We start from the raw sequence: 20,063 nt of genomic DNA, 5'->3' as shown, positions 1-20,063 counted from the left end.
CGTCACCCTGCCTCCGGCGGCGCCGCGAGATGGTGCCCCGTCTCCCGCTGGAACGCCGCTCCCACGCCCAAGCACAACGCATCGTCGTACGGCTTCGCCACCACCTGCGCGGCGACCGGCAGGCCGGTGCGGCCGCGACCGGTCGGCAGCATCAGGGCCGGCAGGCCGGTATAGTCGAACAGCATCGTGTTGCGCGGCAGCACCGCCTGGAGCGGGTGGGCCGCGCCGTCGACCTCGACCGTGAGGGTGTCGAGGGAGGCCGCCTCGCCGCCGAGGCCCGGGGTCACCAGCACGTCGACCGCGGCGAGCGCGTCGAGAACCTGCTCCAGCACGACGGGCCGGCGGCGCAGGGCGCGCAGGTAGTCGGTGGCGGAGAAGAGGCGGCCCTGCTCCAGCCGGGCGCGGGTGCCGGGATCGAGGGCGGCGGCGCGGTCGAGGTCGGGCTCCTGGAGCGAGGCCAGCTCCGCCATCACGATCGTGTAGCCGTCCTGGTGCGCGGTCGCGATCGCCCCGAGATCGACCGGCACGAGACGCGCGCCCTGCCGTTCCAGCACGAGCAGCATCGCCTGCCAGGCGGCGAGCACCGCTTCGTCCTGCATCGCCGTGAACCAGCCGTCCGGCACGCCGACCCGCAGCCCCGAGAGTCCCTTCGCCCGGGTGGCGTCGTAGCGGCCGGCGGCGTGCGGGTCGGCGCCGTCGGGGCCGGTGATCCAGGGCATGACCCGGGCAAGGTCCTCGGCCGAGCGGGCCATCGGGCCGACATGGTCGAGGGTCCAGGACAGGGGCGCGACGCCGGTGCGCGGCACCAGCCCGCGGGTCGGCTTGAGGCCGGTGAGGCCGCACCAGGCCGAGGGCACCCGGATCGAGCCGCCGGTATCGGTGCCGAGCGCCAGGGGCATCAGCCGGGCGGCGAGCGCCGCGCCGGAGCCGGTGGAGGAGCCTCCGGTCCAGCGCGCCCGGTTCCACGGGTTGGCGACCGCGCCGTAGCGCGGATTGTGGGCCGAGCCGCAGGCGAACTCGGTGGTGGCGAGCATCGCCAGCGGGATCGCGCCCGCCGCCCGCAGGCGCGCCACCACGGTCGCGTCGGTGTCGGCCACCCGGGCGCCGGTGAGGTGCGAGCCGCAGGTCACCGGCGCGCCGGCGCAGTCGACGATGTCCTTGACGCCGAAGGGCACGCCTTCGAGGGGGCGGGCCTCGCCGGTGCGGATCCGTCGGGCGCTCTCCTCGGCGGCGGTCTCGGCGCCCGGCACCAAGGCCAGGACCGCATCGCGGCCGGAGGGGTGGCGGGCGATGCGCGCCTTGAGGGCGTCGACGAGGGTCACCGGATCGGTCGCTCCCGCCGCGAAGGCGGCCTGGAGTGCGCCGATCCCGAGGGCGTGGAGCGGGCCGGCCTGCACAGGCGGCAGGGGCGGAACGATGGGCGCCGCGTCTCCGATCGCGTGTGCGGCCTCGAGCAGGCGCCGCTCGGCCTGGGCCGGCTCGGGCGCGTCCCGCTCCCAGGCCGAGGGCAGGTCCCGGGCCGGTGCCGCCTCCGCCACCGTGCCGGCCAGGATGGTGCGGGCGATGAGCGCGTCGGAGACCGTCACGCGGCGATCTCCCGCCGATCCTGCCGGCAGGCCATCAGCGGCTGGATCCGGGTGCCGAAGATATCGAGGCCTTCGAGGAAGTCGTCGAAGGTCAGCATGATCCCCTTCACCCCCGGAACCAAAGCCGCCTCGTCGAGCATCCGCGCCACCTTGGCGTAGGAGCCGACGAGCGTGCCCATGTTGAAGTTCACCGCGCCCTCGGGGAGGTTCATCCAGGTCGCGGTCGAATCCGCCGAGGCGTTCTTGTCCTGTGTGCTCTGGTCGAGCATCCAGGCCAGCGCCGCGATGTCGGCGCCCTGGCGGTAGGCCATCCAGCGTGCCTCCGCCGCCGCGTCGGTCTCGTCGGCGATCACCATCATCAGCACGTAGGAGCCGACGTCGCGCCCGGTCCGGGCGGTGGCCTCGATCAGCCGGGCGCAGGTCGGGGCGCAGGCCGTGGGCGTGTTGAGGCCGGTGCCGAGGACGAAGTTGTAGTCGGCGTAAGTGGCGGCGAATTCCATGCCCCGCCCGCTCTGGCCGGCGGCGACGATCGGGATCGGGCCCGACGGCGCGGGCTTCATCATGCAGCCCTCCATCCGGAAATGCTCGCCCTGGAAGTCCGAACGGCCGGTCTCCCACAGCTCCTTCATCACCCGGACGTATTCGGTCGAATAATCGTAGCGGTAGCCGAAATACTCGTCGCCGGGCCACAGGCCCATCTGCGCGTACTCGGCCTTCTGCCAGCCCGAGACGATGTTCACGCCGAAGCGGCCCGGGGCGATCGAATCGATCGTGGTCGCCATCCGGGCGACGAGAGCCGGCGGCAGGGTCAGCACCGCGGTCGAGGCGAAGAGCTTGATCCGCTCGGTCACGGCCGCGAGGCCGGACATCAGCGTGAAGGATTCGAGGTTGTAGTCCCAGAACTCGGTCTTGCCGCCGAAGCCGTGCAGCTTGATCATCGAGAGGGCGAAATCGAGCCCGTAGGCCTCCGCCTTCTGCACGATCGCCTTGTTGAGAGCGAAGCTCGGCTTGTATTGCGGGGCCGCTTCCGAGATCAGCCAGCCGTTGTTGCCGATCGGGATGAATACGCCGACATCCATGCACGAAGCTCCGGGTTCCGGTGGGCGGCGATCAGGCCGTCCGAAGCGGCTTTGCAGGATCGGGGCCGTTTCCCGCGCCGTGCTCAGCGCATTCGTCACATCGGTGCGAGCGAAATCGTCGACGACAAAGAGCAAGGGGCATCCGCGTGCCTCGGCGAGCACGCAGGCAAAGCAATCCCCCATGTTCAGGGCGACAGGATGCACACCCTCCGGATGCACACCCTTGCCCACTTGGCATAGGCGGCTGCGCAATCGTCAGCCACTGCGGCCGTGACGGGGATGATATCGAACGCGAGATCGTCGACCAGGGCCTTCATACCCGCGGCGACGTTCCGCCATCCCGATTCGTATTCGGACAGGAGCATGGACCGCGCCACGGTCCTGGGCCCGTGCCCCATCGTGACCGGCTAGCGCCCCCGCCGGGCCGTCAGCACCGAGGCCCCCAGCACCGCCAGGCTCACCGCCCCGATCAGCAGGGTCGAGATCGCGTTGATCTCCGGGGTCACGCCGAGGCGGACCTGGCTGTAGAGGCGCATCGGCAGGGTGGTGGCGCCCGGCCCGGAGACGAAGCTCGCGATCACGAGGTCGTCCATCGACAGGGTGAAGGCCAGCAGGAAGCCGGCGATGACGGCTGGCGCGATCAGCGGCAGGGTCACGGTGCGGAACACCGTGACGGGCGCAGCACCCAGGTCGGCGGCGGCCTCGAGGAGCGAGCGGTCGAGGTGGCGCAGGCGGGCCTGCACCACCACCGCGACGAAGCAGAGCGTGAAGGTCGCGTGGGCGATCACGATGGTCCAGAAGCCGCGGGGGATGCCGAGGCCAACGAAGAGCAGCAGCAGGGAGAGGCCGGTGATCACCTCCGGCATCACCATCGGGGCGTAGACGAGCCCGGTGAGGAGCGGCCGGCCGGGGAAGCGCCGGCGCCCGTCGAGGGCGAGGGCCGCGAGGGTGCCCAGCATCGTCGCCAGGCCGGCCGAGGCAAGCGCCACCTTGAGGGTGACGAGGGCGGACTCGACCAGCGGGCCGTTGTCGAGGAGGCCGGCATACCAGCGGGTCGAGAACCCGGCCCAGACCGTGACGAGGCGGGACGCGTTGAACGAGTAGACGACCAGCAGCAGGATCGGCCCGTACAGGAAGACCATCCCGAGGCCGAGCGCGGCCCAGGCGAGCGGGTGGGCGCGGCTCATCGACGGGCGCTCGCTCTCGGGTCGCTCATCTAAGGTCACTCATCTAAGGTCGCTCCAGGCGGCGGGATTCGGCCTCGCGGAACAGCACCACCGGGCCGGCCACGATCACGAGCAGCACCACCGCCACCGCGGAGGCGAGCGGCCAGTCGCGGTTGGAGAAGAACTCGCTCCACAGGACCCGCCCGAGCATCAGCGTGTCGGGGCCCCCGAGCAGGTCCGGGATGATGAACTCGCCGGTGATCGGGATGACGCACAGGAGCGCTCCGGCAACGAGGCCGGGCAGCGACAACGGCAGGGTCACGGTCCGGAATGCGGAAAGCCGGCTCGCCCCGAGGTCGCGGGCGGCCTCGACCAGCCCGCGGTCGAGGCGCTCGAGCACCGCGTAGAGCGGCAGCACCATGAACGGCAGGTAGGCATAGACCACCCCGATCATCACCGCCGCCGGGGTGTTGAGGATCTCGACCGGCTTCGAAATCAGCCCGAGCGCCATGAGCGCCTGGTTGAGGAGCCCGTCGCCTTTCAGGATCGCGATCCAGGCGTAGACCCGGATCAGAAAGCTCGTCCAGAACGGGATCACCATCAGGGCGACGAGGAGCGGCTGCCAGGCCTTCGGCGCCCGCGCCATGGCGTAGGCGATCGGATAGCCGACGAGGACCAGCAGCCCGGTCGCGCCGAGCGCGACCGCGAGGGAGGTCAGGCCCGCCTCGAGGTAGAGCGGGTCGGCGACGAGGGTGCGGTAGTTCTCGAAGTCGAGGGCGGCGAGCACGTCGGCCCAGCCGGCGAGCCCCGCATCCCAGTCGAGCACCGGCGTGTAGGGCGGCAAGGCCGTCGCCGGGTCCGACAGGCTGATCTTGACGACGACGAGGAACGGCAGGCCGAAGAAGGCGAGGAGCCAGAGGAGCGGCACCGCCGGCAGGCGCAAGCGCCGCAGGGACTCGCGCAGGCGCCCGGTCATGCCGGCTCCGCCGGCAGCAGCGAGGCGGCCTCGGGCGCGAAGGCGAGGTGCACCGGGGCGCCGGCGCTGAAGCCCGCGCCGGGGGCGCCCGACGCGCGCAGCACCCGCCCGTCCGCCATCCCGACCCGGTAGAGGATTTTTTCGCCGAGATAGGTCGCGTCGAGGAGCGTGCCCGGCAGCCCCTCGCTCCCGAGGGTCAGGCGCTCGGGCCGCAGGGCGAGCAGGCCCGGGGCTCCCGCGGCGCCGGCGCCGTGATGGTCGAAGGCCCGCAAGGGGCCGAGCGGCGTGTCGAGGCTGCGCAGGGTCCCGGCCCCGCCCTCCCCAAGCCGGCCCTCGATCAGGTTCACGTCGCCGAGGAGGCCCGCGACGTAGCGGGTGGCGGGACGCTCGTAGAGCTCGGCCGCCGGTCCGACCTGGACCAGCCGGCCCGCCGCCATCACGCCGATGCGGTCGGCGAGCACCATCGCCTCGGCTGGATCGTGGGTGACGACCACGAAGGTGGTGCCGAGCCGGCGCTGCAGCGCCCGCAGCTCGGCCTGCGTCTCCTCCCGCAAGGCACGGTCGAGGGCGCCCAGCGGCTCGTCGAGGAGCAGCACCCGGGGCCGCTTGGCGAGCGCGCGGGCGAGCGCCACCCGCTGGCGCTGGCCACCGGAGAGCTGGTCGGGCCGGCGGGTGCTCAAGGCCTCGAGCTGCACCAGGCGCAGCATCTCGGCGACCCGGGCGGCGATCTCGGACCGGCTCAAAGCTTCCCGCTCCAGCCCGTAGGCGACGTTCCTCGCCACGTCCCGGTGCGGGAACAAGGCGTAGGACTGGAACATCATGTTGACCGGGCGGCGGTGCGGCGGCACCCCGGCGAGATCCTGCCCGTCGAGGAGGATGCGCCCGGCACTCGGCTCCTCGAAGCCGGCGGTCAGGCGCAGGAGCGTGGACTTGCCGCAGCCGGAGGGTCCGAGCAGGCAGAAGACCGCCCCGGGCGCGAGATCGAGATCGACGCCGTCGACGGCGAGATGGGTGTCGAAGCGCTTCGAGATCGCCTCGAAACGGAGGCGGCCGGTGGCGGGAGGGGGAGCAGGCGTCGTCACGTCGTCCGGGCGGCGCGGGCGGGCGGGAAGCCGACCCTTACCGCGGGCCGCCCCGCCCGGGAAGGCCCCGGCCGGGGAGAGGCTGCGTCGCGCCCGAGGCGCCGACCCGGCCCGCGCGGCTCAGGTGACGCAGAAGTAACCTCTCCTCGCCCGCCCCGGACCAAGGTCGAGGGGTATGCTGACTTGCGGGAACGCACGGTCTGGGTGTAATTTTCCCGGTGACACGCGTTGATCCCGTCCGCTGGGTCCTTCGACCCGGACGGCGTCCGCATCTCCTCCCGAGACGTGTCGCAGACTTGGCGTCTCTCTCCATCCGGGGAGGGGCGCCTTTTATTGCGTGGGGGGCCCCGCGCCCGTCAATGAGCGTCGGCCCCCGCTCCGCCCGGGCGCGGCCGGCGGATCAGCGGCGTGGCGCAGGCCATCAGGACGAACAGCACCGTCAGAATCAGGAACACGTCGGAGAAGCTCATCAGGAGCCCCTGGATCCGCACCGTGTTCATCATCGCCTTCAGCGCCATGGCGTCCGGGTTGCCGGCGAGCCCGGAAAAGCCCTTCGCCATGCTCTCGAGGCGCTCCAGCACCATCGGGTTGGTCCAGGTGAAGCGCTCGTGCAGGCGGGCGAGGTGCAGGTCCCAACGGTCGTTGAGCGCGGTGTTGATCAGCGCCAGGCCGACCGCGCCGCCGAGATTGCGGGTGAGGTTGTAGAGGCCGGACGCGTTCTTCATCCGGGCCGGCGGCAGGGTGCCGAGCGCGATGTTGTTGATCGGGATCATGCACAGCATCAGCGAGCAGCCGCGCAGGACCTGCGGCAGCAGCAGCTCGTAGAAGTCCCAGTCCTTGGTGATGCCGGTGACGATCCAGGTGCCGGCAGCGAAGCCCGTGAACCCGATCGCCATCATGATCCGCGGGTCGACCTTGCCCGAGAGGCGTCCGGCGATCGGGGCCGTCGCGAACATGCACAGCCCTGAGACGAACATCGTCTCGCCGATCTGGAGGGCCGAGTAGCCGCGGACCCGGCCGAGATAGACCGGATACAGGTAGGTCAGGCCGTAGAGGCCGATGCCCATGACGAAGCTGAACAGGCAGCCGCCGGCGAAGTTGCGGTCGGAGAAGGCGCGCAGGTCCACGATCGGCTGTTCGGCGGTGAACGCTCGCCAGAAGAAGCCGATGCAGGCGACGCCGCACACGATCGCCGCGAGAAAGATCGCCTCCTCCTGAAACCAGTCGTGGGTCGGTCCCTCCTCCAGCACGTATTCGAGGCAGCCGAGGAACGCCGCCATCAGGGCGAGGCCGGTCCAGTCGAAGCGCTTGAGCAGGTCGAGGTTCGGCTTGTCGAAATCGACCAGCAGGTAGGTCGAGACCGTGACGAAGATGCCCGGCACGATGTTGACCAGGAACAGCCAGTGCCAGTTGAACAGGTCGGTCAGGTAGCCGCCGACCGTCGGGCCGATGGTGGGGGCGAGCGTCGCCACGAGGCCGATCATCGGCGAGACGATGCTGCGCTTCGAGGCCGGGAAGATCGTGAAGGCCGAGGCGAACACCGTCGGGATCATGCCGCCGCCGATGAAGCCTTGCGCGGCGCGCCAGACGATCATCTCGCCGATCGACGACGAGGTGGCGCACATCAGGCTCATCAGGGTGAAGCCGCCGGCCGAGATCACGAACATCCAGCGGGTCGAGAGCACCCGCGACAGGGTGCCCGAGAGCGGGATCGAGATTACCTCGGCGATCAGGTAGCTCGTCTGCACCCACGGGATCTCGTCGGCCGACGCCGACAGCCCGGCCTGGATCTCGGCGAGCGAGGCCGAGACGATCTGGATGTCCAGGATCGCCATGAACATCCCGAACACCATGCAGACGAACGCCACCATCCGGCGGCGGTCGATCGGTGCGTCGGCGGGCACGGGGGTCGCGGCCATGTCTTGGATGCCTGCTCGATTGTAAGGGTAGACGAGTCTGCTTGGCTCGCTCTGATAATATTTAAGCGCATCTCCCATTTTCACGCGGGAGACGCGTTCCCGAGCTCAATGAATACTGGATCGGATCAATCGGAGCCCTTCAGCGAGGGCGAGCGGGCCCACGATCTCTGCCCGCCTCAGCGACCCGCAGTACGCAGCGACGACGGAGCGGCCTTCCCCTCCGACACCGCCTGATGCGGCTCGATCGGGGCCGGCGGCTGCGATTCGTCGAGGCCGCGCGTGTCGACCCGCACCACCACCGAGAGACCCGGCCGCAGCAGGCCCTCGCGGGCGACCGCCTCCGGCACCCGCACCCGCACCGGCAGGCGCTGGACGATCTTGGTGAAGTTGCCCGTCGCGTTGTCCGGCGGCAGCAGGCTGAACACCGAGCCGGAGGCCGGCGACAGGCTCTCGACGGTGCCGACGATCTCCCGGTCGGGCCAGGCATCGACCCGGATATGGACCGGCTGGCCGGCCCGGACCCGGCCGAGCTGGGTCTCCTTGAAGTTGGCGTCGACCCGGGCGCTCTGCAGCGGGACCAGGGCGGCGATGCGCGAGCCCGGCGCCACGTAGGCCCCCGCCTCCGTGGCCTTGTTGCCGATCACCCCGTCGAAGGGCGCCCGCAGGACCGTGAACGACAGGTCGCGCTTGGCCCGGTCGACGGCGGTGCGCAGCTCGGCGGCCAGGTTCTCGGCCTCCTTCGTCTGCGCCTCCAGCACCGCGACGTTGGCCCGGAGGGCGATCAGGTTGGCCTCGGCGCCCTTCACGGTGGCGTCCGACCGGTCGCGGTCGGCCCGCGACTGCTCCAGGCGCGACTTGGCGGCGAACTCGGATTGCGCGAGCTGCTGCTGGCGCTGGTAGTCGGACGCCGCCCTCACCTGGTCGGCCTTGGCGGCGTCGATCTGGGCCTGGCCCTGGAGCACCTGGGCGCGGGCGGCCTCGGCCTGGCGGGCGATGCGGGCGATGGTGCTCCCTTGCGTCGCCAGCTTGTCCTCGGCGGCCTTGAGGGCGAGGCGGTAGTCGCCGTCCTCGATCCGGGCGATGACGTCGCCGGCCTTGACCGCTTGGCCGTTCACCACCGGCACCGCCTCGAGATAGCCCGGCACCTTGGCGGCGAGCGTCGAGATGTCGGCCTGGACGTAGGCGTCGTCGGTCGAGACGAAGAAGCGGCCGGTCGTCCACCACTCGTGCCCCGCATAGGCGCCGTAGGCGCCACCGCTGGCGAGCAGCGCGAGCAGGACCAGGCGGCGCAGCGGGCGCTTGCCCTTGATCGGCGGAGCCTCGGCGGGCGGCTGGGGGGTCGGCGCGGGCGCGGCGGCCAGAGGCGCGGTGACCTGGGGTACGGTGACTTGGGGCGCTGTGACCTGGGGCGCTGTGACTTGGGGCGCGGCCCTGCCGGCCGCCTCGCCGTCGGGCCGGCCCTGCGCGTAATCGTCTCGGAACGCCATCGTCTTCATCCGTCCCCGCCGCCCCCGTGCGAATCGGTTGACGGCTCTCGAACGACCGCGATACTACGTTGACCGAACCGTTCGGTCAATCGATGTCGGGTGCGGTGCACAAGCCCGGTTGACCGCGGCGGCCGCGCCCCCACAATGGCCCCGATCATGAGCGACGTTTCCCTCAGCCCCTCGTCCGCCGACACCGACAAGCGCCGCCAGATCCTGGACGGGGCCCGCGAGGTGTTTCTCGCCAGCGGCTTCGACGGGGCCAGCATGGGGGCGATCGCCAAGGCGGCGGGCGTCTCGAAGGGTACGCTCTACGTCTACTTCGAGAGCAAGGAGGCCCTGTTCGAGGCGCTGACGATCGAGGAGAAGCGGACGCTCGCCGAGAACATCTGTCGCCTCGACCACGACGATCCCGACGTCGCCGCCGTCCTGCGCCGCCTCGGCACCAGCCTGATGGAGGCGATGGTGCGGCCGGACCACATCGCCTCGGTCCGGATGGTGATCGGCGCGGCGGAGAAGTTCCCGCGTTTCGGCCGGGCCTTCTACGAGGCCGGGCCGCTGCTCGGCCGGGCGCGCCTGCGCGCCTATCTCGACGCCCAGGTCGCCGCCGGCCGCCTGCGCCCGATGGATTCCGACCTCGCCGCCCGCCATTTCTTCGACCTCTGCGCCGCCACGACGATGCGCCGGCTGCTCTTCTCCGTCGGCGACCCGCCGACCGAGGCCGAGACGACCTACTGGGTCGCGGAGGCCGTGCGGGTCTTCCTGGCAGCCTACGGGCCGGAGGGGCTCTAACACCCTCGCGCCTTCGCATCGACGCGTCGATGCGAAGGCGACCGGCGCATCAGCGCCGGCGCCCATTCGGGCTTGCCTGGCACCTTCGAGCGCGTCCGTTCGAAGGCACGGCGGTATAACACCGCTCGGCCGCGTGCCAGGCGGCGAGGAGCGCCGCCTCCTCGGCCGCCGTGAGGCCCGTGACCGGGCCGTTCCCGGCCTTCAACCAATGCAGGGTGTCGCGGGCGGTCTCCTCCAGGGGCCGCACCGTCAGCCATGCCGCAAGCGTCGCCGAGACGTCGCGCGAGGCGTCGCCGATCGTGTCCGGCAGCGGGAGCGGCAGGGAGAACGGGCCGGATTCGCGCCCGACGCCGTGGCGGTCGAGGAAGGCCGGATCGACCCAGGTGGTGGTGCACGACGCGTCGAGGGCGGCGGCGCAGCGTTCGAGGAAGGCGCGCCGGGTGCAGGCCGGCCCGACCGCATCGAACGGTCCGGCGAGGCCGGCTCGCGCCGCGCGGACGATCCAGTCCGCGAGGTCGCGCCCGTCGATGAGCTGGACCGGATCCTCGGGCTCGGCCGGCGCCAGCACCTCGCCGCCCCGGGCGAGCCGCGCGACCCAGTACGGGAACCGCCCGGTCGGGTCGCCCGGGCCGGCGATCAGCCCGGCGCGGCAGATCAGGGCGTCGCCGCCGAAGAGCCTCTCGCAGGCGACCTTGGCGGCGCCGTACGGCCCGTCCTCCGCCGGCGCGAGGAGCGGCGCCGTGCCGGCCCGCTGCCCCCTCGTCACGGTGTCGGCGTAGACGCTCGTCGTCGACACGAAGGTCCAGTGGCCGACGCGGCCCTCGAGCGCCGCCAGCGCCCGCCGGACTTGGCCCGGATGGCGCGCCACGTCCACGGCCGCGTCGAACCGGTCCCGCCCGAGCCCCGCGAGTCCGTCCGGCCGGTCGCGGTCGATGGCGACGAACCGGGCGCCCGGCGGGACCGCGCCTGAGAGCCCCCGCGCTGCGCAGGTCACCGCGTGGCCGAGCCCGACCGCGTGCTCCGCGATCGCCCGCCCGAGGAACTGCGTGCCGCCGAGCACCAGAAACCGCATCCGCCGCCCCCGTTCGACCGCCCGGGGCCGTCGGACCCCGATCATCAGATCCCGACCACCTGCCGCATCGCAACCAGGGTGCGGAACGCCCGCACGTTCGGGTCGTCGTGGAACACCGCGTGGGTGAAGGCCTCGTAATCCGCCATCGAGCCCAGGCGCAGCTCGAGCACGAAATCGGCCTCGCCGGTGACGTACCACGCCGCCCGGACCTCCGGCCGCTCGCGCAAGCCGCGCACGAAGGCGTCGAGCCGGTCCGAGGTCTCGCGCTCCAGCGAGACGAGCACGTGCAGGCAGAGCGGCGTGCCGAGCACCGCGGGGTGCACCACCGCCACGTCGGCGACGATGATGCCCTCCTGCCGCAGCCGCCTCAGGCGCCGCAGCACCGCGCTCTCGGACAGGCCGACCCGCTCGGCCAGGATCCGCGCCGGCGTCAGGTTGTCGGCCTGGACCGCGGCGAGCAGGGCATGGTCGAACCGGTCGAGGGTGGCGCTTTCCGGCATGGATCACTCGAGAATGACGGAAACCGTCGCGAGGTAACACGGATTCGGCGCCAATCGTCACGCGATTCCGGCACCCTTCCGGCCATGATCAATCCCGCCCTCTCCCCGCCCCTGCCGATCGCGGCGATCGCCGCCGCCCTGCGCGACCTCGATCCGGCCTATGCACCGACGCCCCTCGTCGCCCTTCCGGCGCTGGCGCGGCGGCTCGGCGTCGCGCAGGTCCTCGCCAAGGACGAGGGGCGCCGCAGGCTCGGCAGCTTCAAGTCGCTGGGGGGCACCTATGCCGGCCTCACGGCGCTCGCCCGCGCCGCCGGAATGGATCTGCGCGGGCTGCTGGCTGCCCGGCCGTCCGGGCAGCCGGCGCTGGTCTGCGCCAGCGACGGCAATCACGGCCTGGCGGTGGCGGCGGCGGCGCGGTTCGCCGGTGCTTCGGCGCGGGTCTTCCTGCATGCGGGCGTGCCGCCGGCGCGGACGAGGCGCATTGCCGACGAGGGCGCCGCGATCGTCCGGGTCGCCGGCACCTACGACGACGCGGTCGAGGCCGCGGCCACGGCGGCGAGGTCGGGCGCCGGGCTGCTCGTCGCCGACACCACCGACGACCCCGATGATCCGATCGTACGCGACGTCATGGCCGGGTACGGCGTGATGGCAGCGGAGATCCGCGACCAGGCCGAGGGCCGCGACCGCCCGACCCATCTCTTCGTCCAGGCCGGCGTCGGTGGCCTCGCCGCCGCGATGGCGGAGGGGCTCTCCGGCTGGCTCGCGCCTCCCGGCCTCGTCGTGGCGGTGGAGCCCGAGCAGGCGGCCTGCCTCGCCCCGGCGCTGGCCGCCGGCCGGCCGGTCCGGGTGCCGGGCGATCTCCACACGGCGGCCGAGATGCCGCCCGGTCGTGGCAATCCATGACGGTCGGGTCGACGACGGCCCGGTGCGTGGCGGCTCGGCGGACGGGCTCGCGCCGACCTCCCGCGTCCGGCCGGCCACGCCGCCGCTCTCCGCCTGGGCCGCCGCCCTGCCGGACGCGCCGGCGGAGACTGGGCTCCGGCCGTTCCGCACCGGCTTCGCCGATCCTCGGGAATTCCCGCACGCCGCCTGGGCCCGCTGCCTGCGCGAGGCGGGCCGCGGTGCGCCGCTCGATCGCCCCTTCGTCACCAACAGTTCCGCCCTTCAGGAGGCACTGCTCGATCACCTCGCCGCCCAGCGCGGCGTACGGGCCGAGCCGGATCAGGTCGTCATCCTCCCGACCGCCCGTGCCGCCCTGGCGCTGGTCGCCGCCATCCTGCTCGACCCGGGGGACGAGGCCTGGATGGAAGATCCCGGCTATCCGGGATCCCGGGCCGCCCTCACCTCGGCCCGGGCGCGCATCCGCCCGGTTCCCGTCGATGCGGCAGGCCTCACGCTCCCCGGGGATGCCCCGCCGCCGAAGCTCGTCGTCGTGACCCCCTCGCACCAGTTCCCGACCGGATGCCTGATGCCGCTCGCCCGGCGTCGCGCGCTCCTGCGCCTCGGCGAGGCGACGGGGGCGATCATCGTCGAGGACGATTACGACGGCGAGTTCCACTTCGACGGTGCGCCGGTCCCTGCCCTGCAGGCTCTCGACGAGGCCGGGCGCGTCGTCTACGCCGGAACCTTCGCCAAGGCGACGCTTCCGGCGATCCGGGTCGGCTACATGGTCGTGCCGCGGCCGCTCCTCGCCACCATCCTGGCCGCCCAGCGGCAGGTGGGCCTGATCGCGGCGTCACACATCCAGGACGCTCTGGCCTTGTTCATCCGGCGCGGGCATTACCGGGCCCATGTGCGACGGGTGCGGCGGCTCTACCGCGAGCGGCGGGACCGGCTCGTTGCCGCGTTGCAGCACCACTGCCCCGATGAGCTGGCCGTCGCGACGCCGGCGGGGGGCCTGCAACTCCTGGCGACCCTGCGCGACGGCGGGGACGATGTCGCGCTCGCCGCGCGGGCCGCTCGGCAGGGCCTCGACATCCTCCCCCTCTCCCGGCTCTACGCGGGCGCGGCCGACAGGACCGGCCTTCTCCTCGGCTTCGCGTCGTGCCGCCCGGCGGAGCTCGCCACCGCGGCGGCCCGCCTCGCGCAGGCTCTGGCGGCAGAGTAGACGGCCGGGACCGGTCTTCGCGCGAAGGCGCTCGCGCATCCGCAGGCAGACGCTACGCGTCCTCCCTCAGCGCCTCCGCCACCCGTGCTTCCAGGATGTCCGGCCGGCGCAGGATGAGGGCGCCGCGAGTGCGGTCGACGAGGCCTTCCTGGGCCATCACGGTGAATTCCCGCGTCACCTGCTCGCGGCGGCAGCCGATGCGGGCGGCCAGCACGTGGTGGTAGGGCGGCGGGCTCACCGCGCGCTCGCCGTCGGTGCCGGGCCGGGGCGTGGAGAGGCGCAGGAGCTCGGCGTAGAGGCGGTGGCGCAGGTCGAGAACCGCGTGCTCCATCAACCGGGCGTTGAGCATCCGCACGCGCTTCGCCAGGAGCCGCAGCAGCCGGTCGGCGATCGGCGGGGCGGCGAAGACGATCTCGCGGAAGACCGGGGCCGGCACCACGCAGAGTTCGCCCCGGGTCAGCGCCGTGACGTTGGCCGAGCGGCTGACCCCGTCGATGGCGGCGAGTTCGCCGAAGAACTCCCCGGCCCGCATCTCGCCCAGGATCACCTCCTTGCCCGACTGCGTCCGGTTGAGGATCCGCACCTCGCCGGCGGCGAGCAGGTAGACGTCGGTCGAGGCGTCGTCGAAATCGACCAGGATCTCGTTGGCGTCGAACCGGCGCCAGATGCAGCGCGATTCGTACGAGATCAGGTCGATGCCCGCGTCCTTGAAGAGGGGAAAACCTGCGAGCCGACCCATCTGCTGCCCTCGACCCCGCGCATGCGGGTGTTGCCCCCGCGTTCTTAGCCCGGCGCGGCTCCGCTCGCCAGGGTGCGGCGCCGCTTGCACCCCGGTCATGTGTCGATCGGCCGACGGTTTTTTCCGGTTCTACGCCTTCACGATCGTCGCACCTGTTAGCCCATGTCGCGCCATCACGTTGCGGGTATCGACGATCAGCCGGGCCTCCGCCGCCACGAGCCCGTAATCGACGCCGTCATGGTCGGTGGCGATCAGCACCGCGTCGACGGCGCGCAGCGTCTCCGGCGTCAGGGATTCCGAGCGCCGCCCGGCGAGGTCCGGGTGCTCGCGGGTCGCCGGCAGGACCGGCACCAGAGGGTCGTGGTACTGCGCGATCGCGCCGCGCGCCTCGATCAGCCGGATCAGCTTCAGGGCCGGGCTCTCGCGGGTATCCTCGACGTTGCGCTTGTAGGCGAGGCCGAGCACCAGCACCCGGGCGCTCGAGAAGGCGCGGCCGGTGCGGTCGACGGCGGCCGCCAGGCGCTCGACCACGTGGTAGGGCATCCGGGTGTTGACCTCGCCGGCCAGCTCCACGAAGCGGGCCGGCACGTCGAATTCCCGCGCCTTCCAGGCGAGATAGAACGGGTCGATCGGGATGCAGTGGCCGCCGAGGCCCGGCCCGGGCTGGAACGGCATGAAGCCGAACGGCTTGGTGGCCGCCGCCTGGATCACCTCCCAGACGTCGATGCCCATGGCGTCGTAGACGAGCTTCAATTCGTTCACGAGGGCGATGTTGACCGAGCGAAAGATGTTCTCGGTCAGCTTCACCGCCTCCGCCGCGGCGGCCGAGGAGACCGGCACGGTGCGCACCACCAGCGCGCCGTAGAGCGCTTCCGCCAGGCTGCGCGCGGCGGCATCGTCCGCCCCCACCACCTTCGGGATGCGGGCGGTGTCGAACTCCCCATTGCCCGGATCCTCGCGCTCCGGCGAGTAGGCGAGGAAGAAGTCGCGTCCGGAGCGCAGGCCCCCGGCCTCCAGGATCGGCCGCATCACCTCGGCGGTGGTGCCCGGATAGGTGGTCGATTCGAGCACCACCAGCTGGCCCGGCCGCAAGGTCGCGGCGATCGCCCGGGCGGTGGCCTCGACGTAGGACAGGTCGGGCTCGCGGTGGCGGGTGAGCGGCGTCGGCACGCAGATCAGCACCGCGTCGGGCTCAGGCAACCGCGCCATGTCGCTGGTGGCCTCGAAGGTGCCGGCCGCGAGCGCCGGGCCCAAGGCCTCGCCCGGGATGTGGTGGAACGCCCCCTCGCCCCGGTTCAAAGCCGCGACGCGGCCGGGGTCGACATCGAAGCCGAGGACCGGGAAGCCGGCCCGGAGGGCGGCGAGCGCCAGCGGCAGCCCGACATAGCCGAGGCCGACGATGCCGATGAGCGCCCGGCGCTCGGAGAGGAGCCGGCCTAGGGTATCGGAGGGGGACGTCATCGCGGGTCCGGGCTCGGCGGTCATGGCTTCGCGTACCATGGCCTCGCTTACACGGCGCGGGGGCCCGCGCTGTCAACACGGAGCCCCCTCGCCGTTCCGCCCCTTGCCTCCCACGCGCGCCGCCCCCACAACGCCGCCATGCTCCGCGTGAACGACCTCACCTACCGGATCGGCGACCGCCTGATCCTCGACCATGCCAGCTTCGCCCTGCCCGAGCGGGCGCGGGTCGGGATCGTCGGGCGCAACGGTGCCGGCAAGACCACCCTGTTCCGGATCATCCAGGGCGAGATCCCGACGGAGGGCGGCACGATCGGCCTGCCGAAGGGCACCCGGATCGGCGGCGTGGCGCAGGAGGCGCCGGCCGGCCCCGAGACCCTGCACGCGGTGGTGCTCGCCGCCGATACCGAGCGGACGCGGCTGATGCAGGAGGCCGAGACCGCCGAGGGCTTGCGCCGGGCCGAGATCGAGACGCGGCTCGTCGACATCGACGCCCATTCGGCCCCGGCCCGGGCCGCCGCGATCCTGCACGGCCTCGGCTTCGACGCCGAAGCGCAAGCCCGGCCCTGCTCCGACTTCTCCGGCGGCTGGCGGATGCGGGTGGCGCTCGCTGCCGTGCTGTTCTCCGAGCCGGACTTGCTGCTCCTCGACGAGCCGACCAACTACCTCGACATCGAGGGCACGCTCTGGCTCTACGACTATCTCGAGCGCTATCCGCGCACGGCGCTGATCATCAGCCACGACCGCGACCTGCTCGACACCTCCGTCGACCACATCCTCCATCTCGACCGCGGCAAGCTCACGCTCTATCGCGGCGGCTACACCTCCTTCGCCCGCCAGCTCGCCGAGAAGCGCATGCTCCAGGCCAAGGCGCGGGTGAAGCAGGAGGCGGAACGCGCCCATCTCCAGAGCTTCGTCGACCGCTTCAAGGCCAAGGCGACCAAGGCCCGCCAGGCCCAGTCGCGGATGAAGCGGCTCGCCAAGATGGAGCCGATCGCGGCGCTCATCGAGGATGACGTGCCGGTGATCCACCTGCCGAGCCCGGAGCGTGCCCTGTCCCCGCCGCTCGTCGCGATGGAGCGGGTCCAGGCCGGCTATCCCGACCGCACGGTGCTGACGGGCCTGAACCTGAGCCTCGCCCCCGACGACCGGGTGGCGTTGCTGGGGGCCAACGGCAACGGCAAGTCGACCTTCTGCAAGCTGATCGGGGGGCGCCTCGAGCCGCTCTCCGGCGAGGTGCGGCGCTGGGGCAAGATGAACGTCGCCTATTTCGCCCAGCACCAGCTCGACGAGCTGCGGCCGGCCGAGAGCGCCTACGCCCATGTCCGCGACCTGATGCCGGACGTGCCGGAGGCGAAGGCCCGCGCCGCCGCCGCCCGCCTCGGCTTCCCCGGCCACAAGGCCGACACCCCGGTCTCGCAGCTCTCCGGCGGCGAGAAGGCGCGGCTCCTGATGGGGCTCGCCGCCTTCCACGGCCCCCACCTCCTGATCCTCGACGAGCCGACCAACCACCTCGACATCGAGAGCCGCCAGGCCCTCGTCGAGGCGATCAACGACTACGAGGGCGCGGTCATCCTGGTGAGCCACGACCGCTTCCTGGTCGAGGCCTGCGCCGACCGGCTCTGGCTCGTGCGCAACGGCACCGTGAAGCCCTTCGACGGCGACATGGACGATTACCGCCGCCTGGTGCTGGCCGGCCCGGAGACGGAAGGCCAGAAAGCCCAGGAATCCACCGGCGGCGCGAAGGCGGTGGAGCGCCGCTCCAACGCCGAGCGCCGGGCGGCGCTGGCGCCGTTGCGCCGCAAGCTCGAGGCGGTGGAGGCGCGGATGGCCAAGCTCTCCGCCGCCATCGCCAAGATCGACGCGGCGCTCGCCGACGGCACCGCCTTCCGCACCGATGCCGCCAAGGCCGGCGAACTCGCCCGGATGCGGGCCGAGGCCGCGTCGGCCCTGGGAAGTGCCGAGGAGGAGTGGCTGGAGATGAGCGGCGAGCTGGAGGCGGAGGGGTGAGGGACGACGGTTCCCTGCACGGCACGGCCGGTTACGCGGCCGAGGCCGAGACTTTGGTCTCGCAGTACGAGAGCATCGCTTTCGCGGACATCCACGCCTCGATCCTGCCCCTGCTCCCCGCGCCCCCGGCCCATATCCTTGATGTCGGTGCCGGGACCGGGCGCGACGCTGCGGGTTTCGCTGCCCTCGGCTACCGCGTGACCGCTGTAGAGCCGACGGCCGAGCTGCGCCTGCGGGCGGTCGCCCTGCATCCGTTGCCGCAGATCGCGTGGCTGGACGACGGCCTGCCGGACCTGCCTGCGCTCGCCGGGTACGGCGAGGCCTTCGATGTCGTGATGCTCACCGCCGTCTGGATGCATCTCGACGCGGGCGAGCGGCTTTCCGCGATGCCGCGCATCGCCGGCCTGATGCGCGTCGGGGGCGTGATGGCGCTGTCGCTGCGCCATGGGCCCGTGCCGCCCGGGCGCCGGATGTTCGACGTGACCGCATCCGAGACGATCGATCTCGCCCGGGCGCAGGGCTTGCAGTGCATCCTGTGTCGCACCGACGAGGATGCCCAGCTCGGCCGTCCCGGCGTCACGTGGGATCGAATTGCTTTCGTCAAGGAAGGCGGCCGGGGGGCTTCACGCACCTGAGACGATCGCCTAGGGCGGTGACAAACGTCGTCTCAGCCCGGGCAGCCATGACCACCCCCTCCTACGTCCTCTCCCTCTCCTGCACCAACGTCCCGGGGATCGTGGCCGGTGTGTCGGCCTACCTGTTCGAGGCCGGCTGCAACATCCTCGACGCGCAGCAATTCGACGACGTCGAGACTGGCCGGTTCTTCATGCGGATCGTGTTCAACCCGGTTCGGGCTGAGCCCGGGCGCGACGCGCTCGCCGAGGGCTTCACGGCGGTGGCGCAGCGCTTCGGCATGGACTGGACCTTGCGCGACCGGGCCGAGCGGCGGCGGGTGATGCTGCTCGTCTCCCGCTTCGACCACTGCCTCAACGACCTGCTCTACCGCTGGCGCATCGGCGAACTGCCGATGGAGGTCTGCGCCGTGGTCTCGAACTACCCGCGCGAGATCTACGGCGCCGCCGACCTCGCCGGGGTGCCGTTCCACCACCTGCCGATCACGCCGGACACCAAGCCGCAGCAGGAGGCCGCCCTGTGGCGCCTCATCGAGGAGACCGGGGCCGAGCTGGTCGTGCTCGCCCGCTACATGCAGATCCTGTCAGACGACCTCTCGCACAAGCTCTCGGGCCGCTGCATCAACATCCACCACTCGTTCCTGCCCGGCTTCAAGGGCGCGCGGCCCTACCACCAGGCGCATGAGCGCGGCGTGAAGCTGATCGGCGCCACCTCGCACCTCGTCACCGGCGATCTCGACGAGGGGCCGATCATCGAGCAGGACGTCGAGCGCATCTCGCACCGCGACACCCCCGACGACCTCGTGCGCAAGGGCCGCGACATCGAGCGCCGGGTGCTGGCCCGCGCCGTGCGCTACGTGCTGGAGGACCGGGTGATCGCCAACGGCCGCAAGACGGTGGTGTTCACCGATTGAGGGCGATGGGTGGGGCGCCGGCGTGACCTGCTTGGCGCCGCCCGTCCCGCCGGGTAATCCGGTCACGACGCCTGCGCGGGGCTCCGCCCGCGCGACCACCCGGAGTTCCCAATGTCCGACCTCACCCTCGACGCCGCCTCGACCATCGTGACCGCCGCCCTCAAGGCCGGCCGTGACCTCGGGCTGAAGCCCCTGGCGGTGGTGGTGCTCGACGCCCGCGGCGCCCTCAAGGCGGCGGGCGTGGAGGACGGCACCAGCCTCAAGCGCGCCGAGATCGCCACCGGCAAGGCCAACGGCGCGCTGGCGCTGGGCATCGGCTCGCGGGCCATCGCCAGGCGGGCCGAGGAGCAGGCCTATTTCGTCGCGGCCGTGACCCATGTGGCGGGTCCGGCCGGGCTCATCCCGGTTCCGGGCGGCGTGCTGATCAAGCGCGACGGCAAGCTCGTCGGCGCCGTCGGCATCTCGGGCGACACCTCCGACAACGACGAGAAGGCGGCGCTCGCCGGGATCGAGGCCGCCGGGCTCCAGGCCGAGACCGGCGCCTGAG

19 protein-coding genes are annotated in these 20,063 nt (G+C 72.2%); 7 read left to right on the top strand and 12 right to left on the bottom strand.

Annotation, left to right across the window (positions count from 1 at the left end; all coding sequences use genetic code 11):
• Positions 1–2: 2 nt before the first annotated feature.
• The 8 genes from MFF64_RS08720 to MFF64_RS08685 all read right to left on the bottom strand — a co-directional run bounded on the left by MFF64_RS08720 (position 3) and on the right by MFF64_RS08685 (position 9,295).
• Positions 3–1,586, bottom strand: coding sequence for an amidase (locus MFF64_RS08720; RefSeq protein WP_238190452.1), 1,584 nt, complete (start codon positions 1,584–1,586; stop codon positions 3–5).
• Positions 1,583–2,665 carry a pyrimidine utilization protein A gene (gene rutA / locus MFF64_RS08715; RefSeq protein ID WP_099904187.1) on the bottom strand — a complete coding sequence of 361 codons (1,083 nt, stop codon included), beginning with the start codon at positions 2,663–2,665 and terminating at the stop codon, positions 1,583–1,585. Before rutA ends, MFF64_RS08720 begins: the two co-directional genes overlap by 4 nt.
• A gap of 185 nt (positions 2,666–2,850) precedes the next feature.
• A complete protein-coding gene (locus MFF64_RS08710; RefSeq protein WP_099904185.1) occupies positions 2,851–3,030 on the bottom strand; it encodes a hypothetical protein in 180 nt (59 codons plus the stop codon).
• Between the two features lie 42 nt (positions 3,031–3,072).
• The gene (locus MFF64_RS08705; RefSeq protein WP_099904184.1) at positions 3,073–3,852 is read right to left on the bottom strand and encodes an ABC transporter permease; all 780 of its coding nucleotides are present in this window, start codon (positions 3,850–3,852) and stop codon (positions 3,073–3,075) included.
• Between the two features lie 43 nt (positions 3,853–3,895).
• Positions 3,896–4,807: an ABC transporter permease gene (locus MFF64_RS08700; RefSeq protein WP_238190450.1), complete on the bottom strand. Its 912-nt coding sequence runs from the start codon at positions 4,805–4,807 to the stop codon at positions 3,896–3,898.
• On the bottom strand, positions 4,804–5,889 hold the full coding sequence (locus tag MFF64_RS08695) for an ABC transporter ATP-binding protein (protein WP_099903822.1): 1,086 nt from the start codon (positions 5,887–5,889) through the stop codon (positions 4,804–4,806). The genes MFF64_RS08700 and MFF64_RS08695 overlap by 4 nt, the downstream gene beginning before the upstream one ends.
• 356 nt (positions 5,890–6,245) lie before the next feature.
• Positions 6,246–7,808 (bottom strand): DHA2 family efflux MFS transporter permease subunit, encoded by a 1,563-nt coding sequence (locus tag MFF64_RS08690; RefSeq protein ID WP_099903820.1) that lies wholly within the window; start codon positions 7,806–7,808, stop codon positions 6,246–6,248.
• A 176-nt stretch (positions 7,809–7,984) separates the two neighbouring features.
• Complete coding sequence (locus tag MFF64_RS08685) at positions 7,985–9,295, bottom strand: HlyD family secretion protein (RefSeq protein ID WP_238190448.1); 1,311 nt, start codon at positions 9,293–9,295, stop codon at positions 7,985–7,987.
• A gap of 156 nt (positions 9,296–9,451) precedes the next feature.
• Here MFF64_RS08685 and MFF64_RS08680 point away from each other — a divergent pair, with 156 nt between their 5' ends.
• Positions 9,452–10,084: a TetR/AcrR family transcriptional regulator gene (locus tag MFF64_RS08680; RefSeq protein ID WP_238190447.1), complete on the top strand. Its 633-nt coding sequence runs from the start codon at positions 9,452–9,454 to the stop codon at positions 10,082–10,084.
• A gap of 49 nt (positions 10,085–10,133) precedes the next feature.
• Here MFF64_RS08680 and MFF64_RS08675 read toward each other — a convergent pair whose 3' ends face one another.
• Both MFF64_RS08675 and MFF64_RS08670 read right to left on the bottom strand, forming a co-directional pair.
• Positions 10,134–11,156 (bottom strand): NAD-dependent epimerase/dehydratase family protein, encoded by a 1,023-nt coding sequence (locus tag MFF64_RS08675; RefSeq protein WP_238190445.1) that lies wholly within the window; start codon positions 11,154–11,156, stop codon positions 10,134–10,136.
• A gap of 44 nt (positions 11,157–11,200) precedes the next feature.
• Positions 11,201–11,656 (bottom strand): Lrp/AsnC family transcriptional regulator, encoded by a 456-nt coding sequence (locus MFF64_RS08670; protein WP_238190443.1) that lies wholly within the window; start codon positions 11,654–11,656, stop codon positions 11,201–11,203.
• 84 nt (positions 11,657–11,740) lie between these two features.
• Here MFF64_RS08670 and MFF64_RS08665 point away from each other — a divergent pair, with 84 nt between their 5' ends.
• Entirely contained in the window at positions 11,741–12,559 is an 819-nt protein-coding gene (locus MFF64_RS08665; RefSeq protein WP_238190441.1) for a pyridoxal-phosphate dependent enzyme, read from the top strand.
• Entirely contained in the window at positions 12,546–13,763 is a 1,218-nt protein-coding gene (locus MFF64_RS08660; RefSeq protein WP_165795717.1) for an aminotransferase-like domain-containing protein, read from the top strand. Before MFF64_RS08665 ends, MFF64_RS08660 begins: the two co-directional genes overlap by 14 nt.
• A 52-nt stretch (positions 13,764–13,815) precedes the next feature.
• Here the strand turns inward: MFF64_RS08660 and MFF64_RS08655 are convergent, their stop codons facing one another.
• Both MFF64_RS08655 and MFF64_RS08650 read right to left on the bottom strand, forming a co-directional pair.
• The gene (locus MFF64_RS08655; RefSeq protein ID WP_238190439.1) at positions 13,816–14,502 is read right to left on the bottom strand and encodes a Crp/Fnr family transcriptional regulator; all 687 of its coding nucleotides are present in this window, start codon (positions 14,500–14,502) and stop codon (positions 13,816–13,818) included.
• A gap of 129 nt (positions 14,503–14,631) precedes the next feature.
• Positions 14,632–15,963, bottom strand: coding sequence for a nucleotide sugar dehydrogenase (locus MFF64_RS08650; protein WP_099903844.1), 1,332 nt, complete (start codon positions 15,961–15,963; stop codon positions 14,632–14,634).
• A gap of 138 nt (positions 15,964–16,101) precedes the next feature.
• Here MFF64_RS08650 and MFF64_RS08645 point away from each other — a divergent pair, with 138 nt between their 5' ends.
• The 4 genes from MFF64_RS08645 (at position 16,102) to MFF64_RS08630 (ending at position 20,062) form a co-directional block, all read left to right on the top strand.
• Complete coding sequence (locus MFF64_RS08645) at positions 16,102–17,970, top strand: ABC-F family ATP-binding cassette domain-containing protein (RefSeq protein ID WP_238190437.1); 1,869 nt, start codon at positions 16,102–16,104, stop codon at positions 17,968–17,970.
• A gap of 53 nt (positions 17,971–18,023) precedes the next feature.
• A complete protein-coding gene (locus MFF64_RS08640; protein WP_238190435.1) occupies positions 18,024–18,605 on the top strand; it encodes a class I SAM-dependent methyltransferase in 582 nt (193 codons plus the stop codon).
• Between the two features lie 47 nt (positions 18,606–18,652).
• On the top strand, positions 18,653–19,516 hold the full coding sequence (purU, locus tag MFF64_RS08635; RefSeq protein ID WP_099903441.1) for a formyltetrahydrofolate deformylase: 864 nt from the start codon (positions 18,653–18,655) through the stop codon (positions 19,514–19,516).
• Between the two features lie 111 nt (positions 19,517–19,627).
• Positions 19,628–20,062: a GlcG/HbpS family heme-binding protein gene (locus tag MFF64_RS08630; protein WP_099903443.1), complete on the top strand. Its 435-nt coding sequence runs from the start codon at positions 19,628–19,630 to the stop codon at positions 20,060–20,062.
• Position 20,063 lies beyond the last annotated feature (1 nt).

It is taken from the genome of Methylobacterium frigidaeris, assembly GCF_022179185.1.
Classification (GTDB): Bacteria; Pseudomonadota; Alphaproteobacteria; order Rhizobiales; family Beijerinckiaceae; genus Methylobacterium; species Methylobacterium frigidaeris.
The sequence above is the reverse complement of the archived record's forward strand: the minus strand, read 5'-3'. Positions and strand labels throughout refer to the sequence as shown.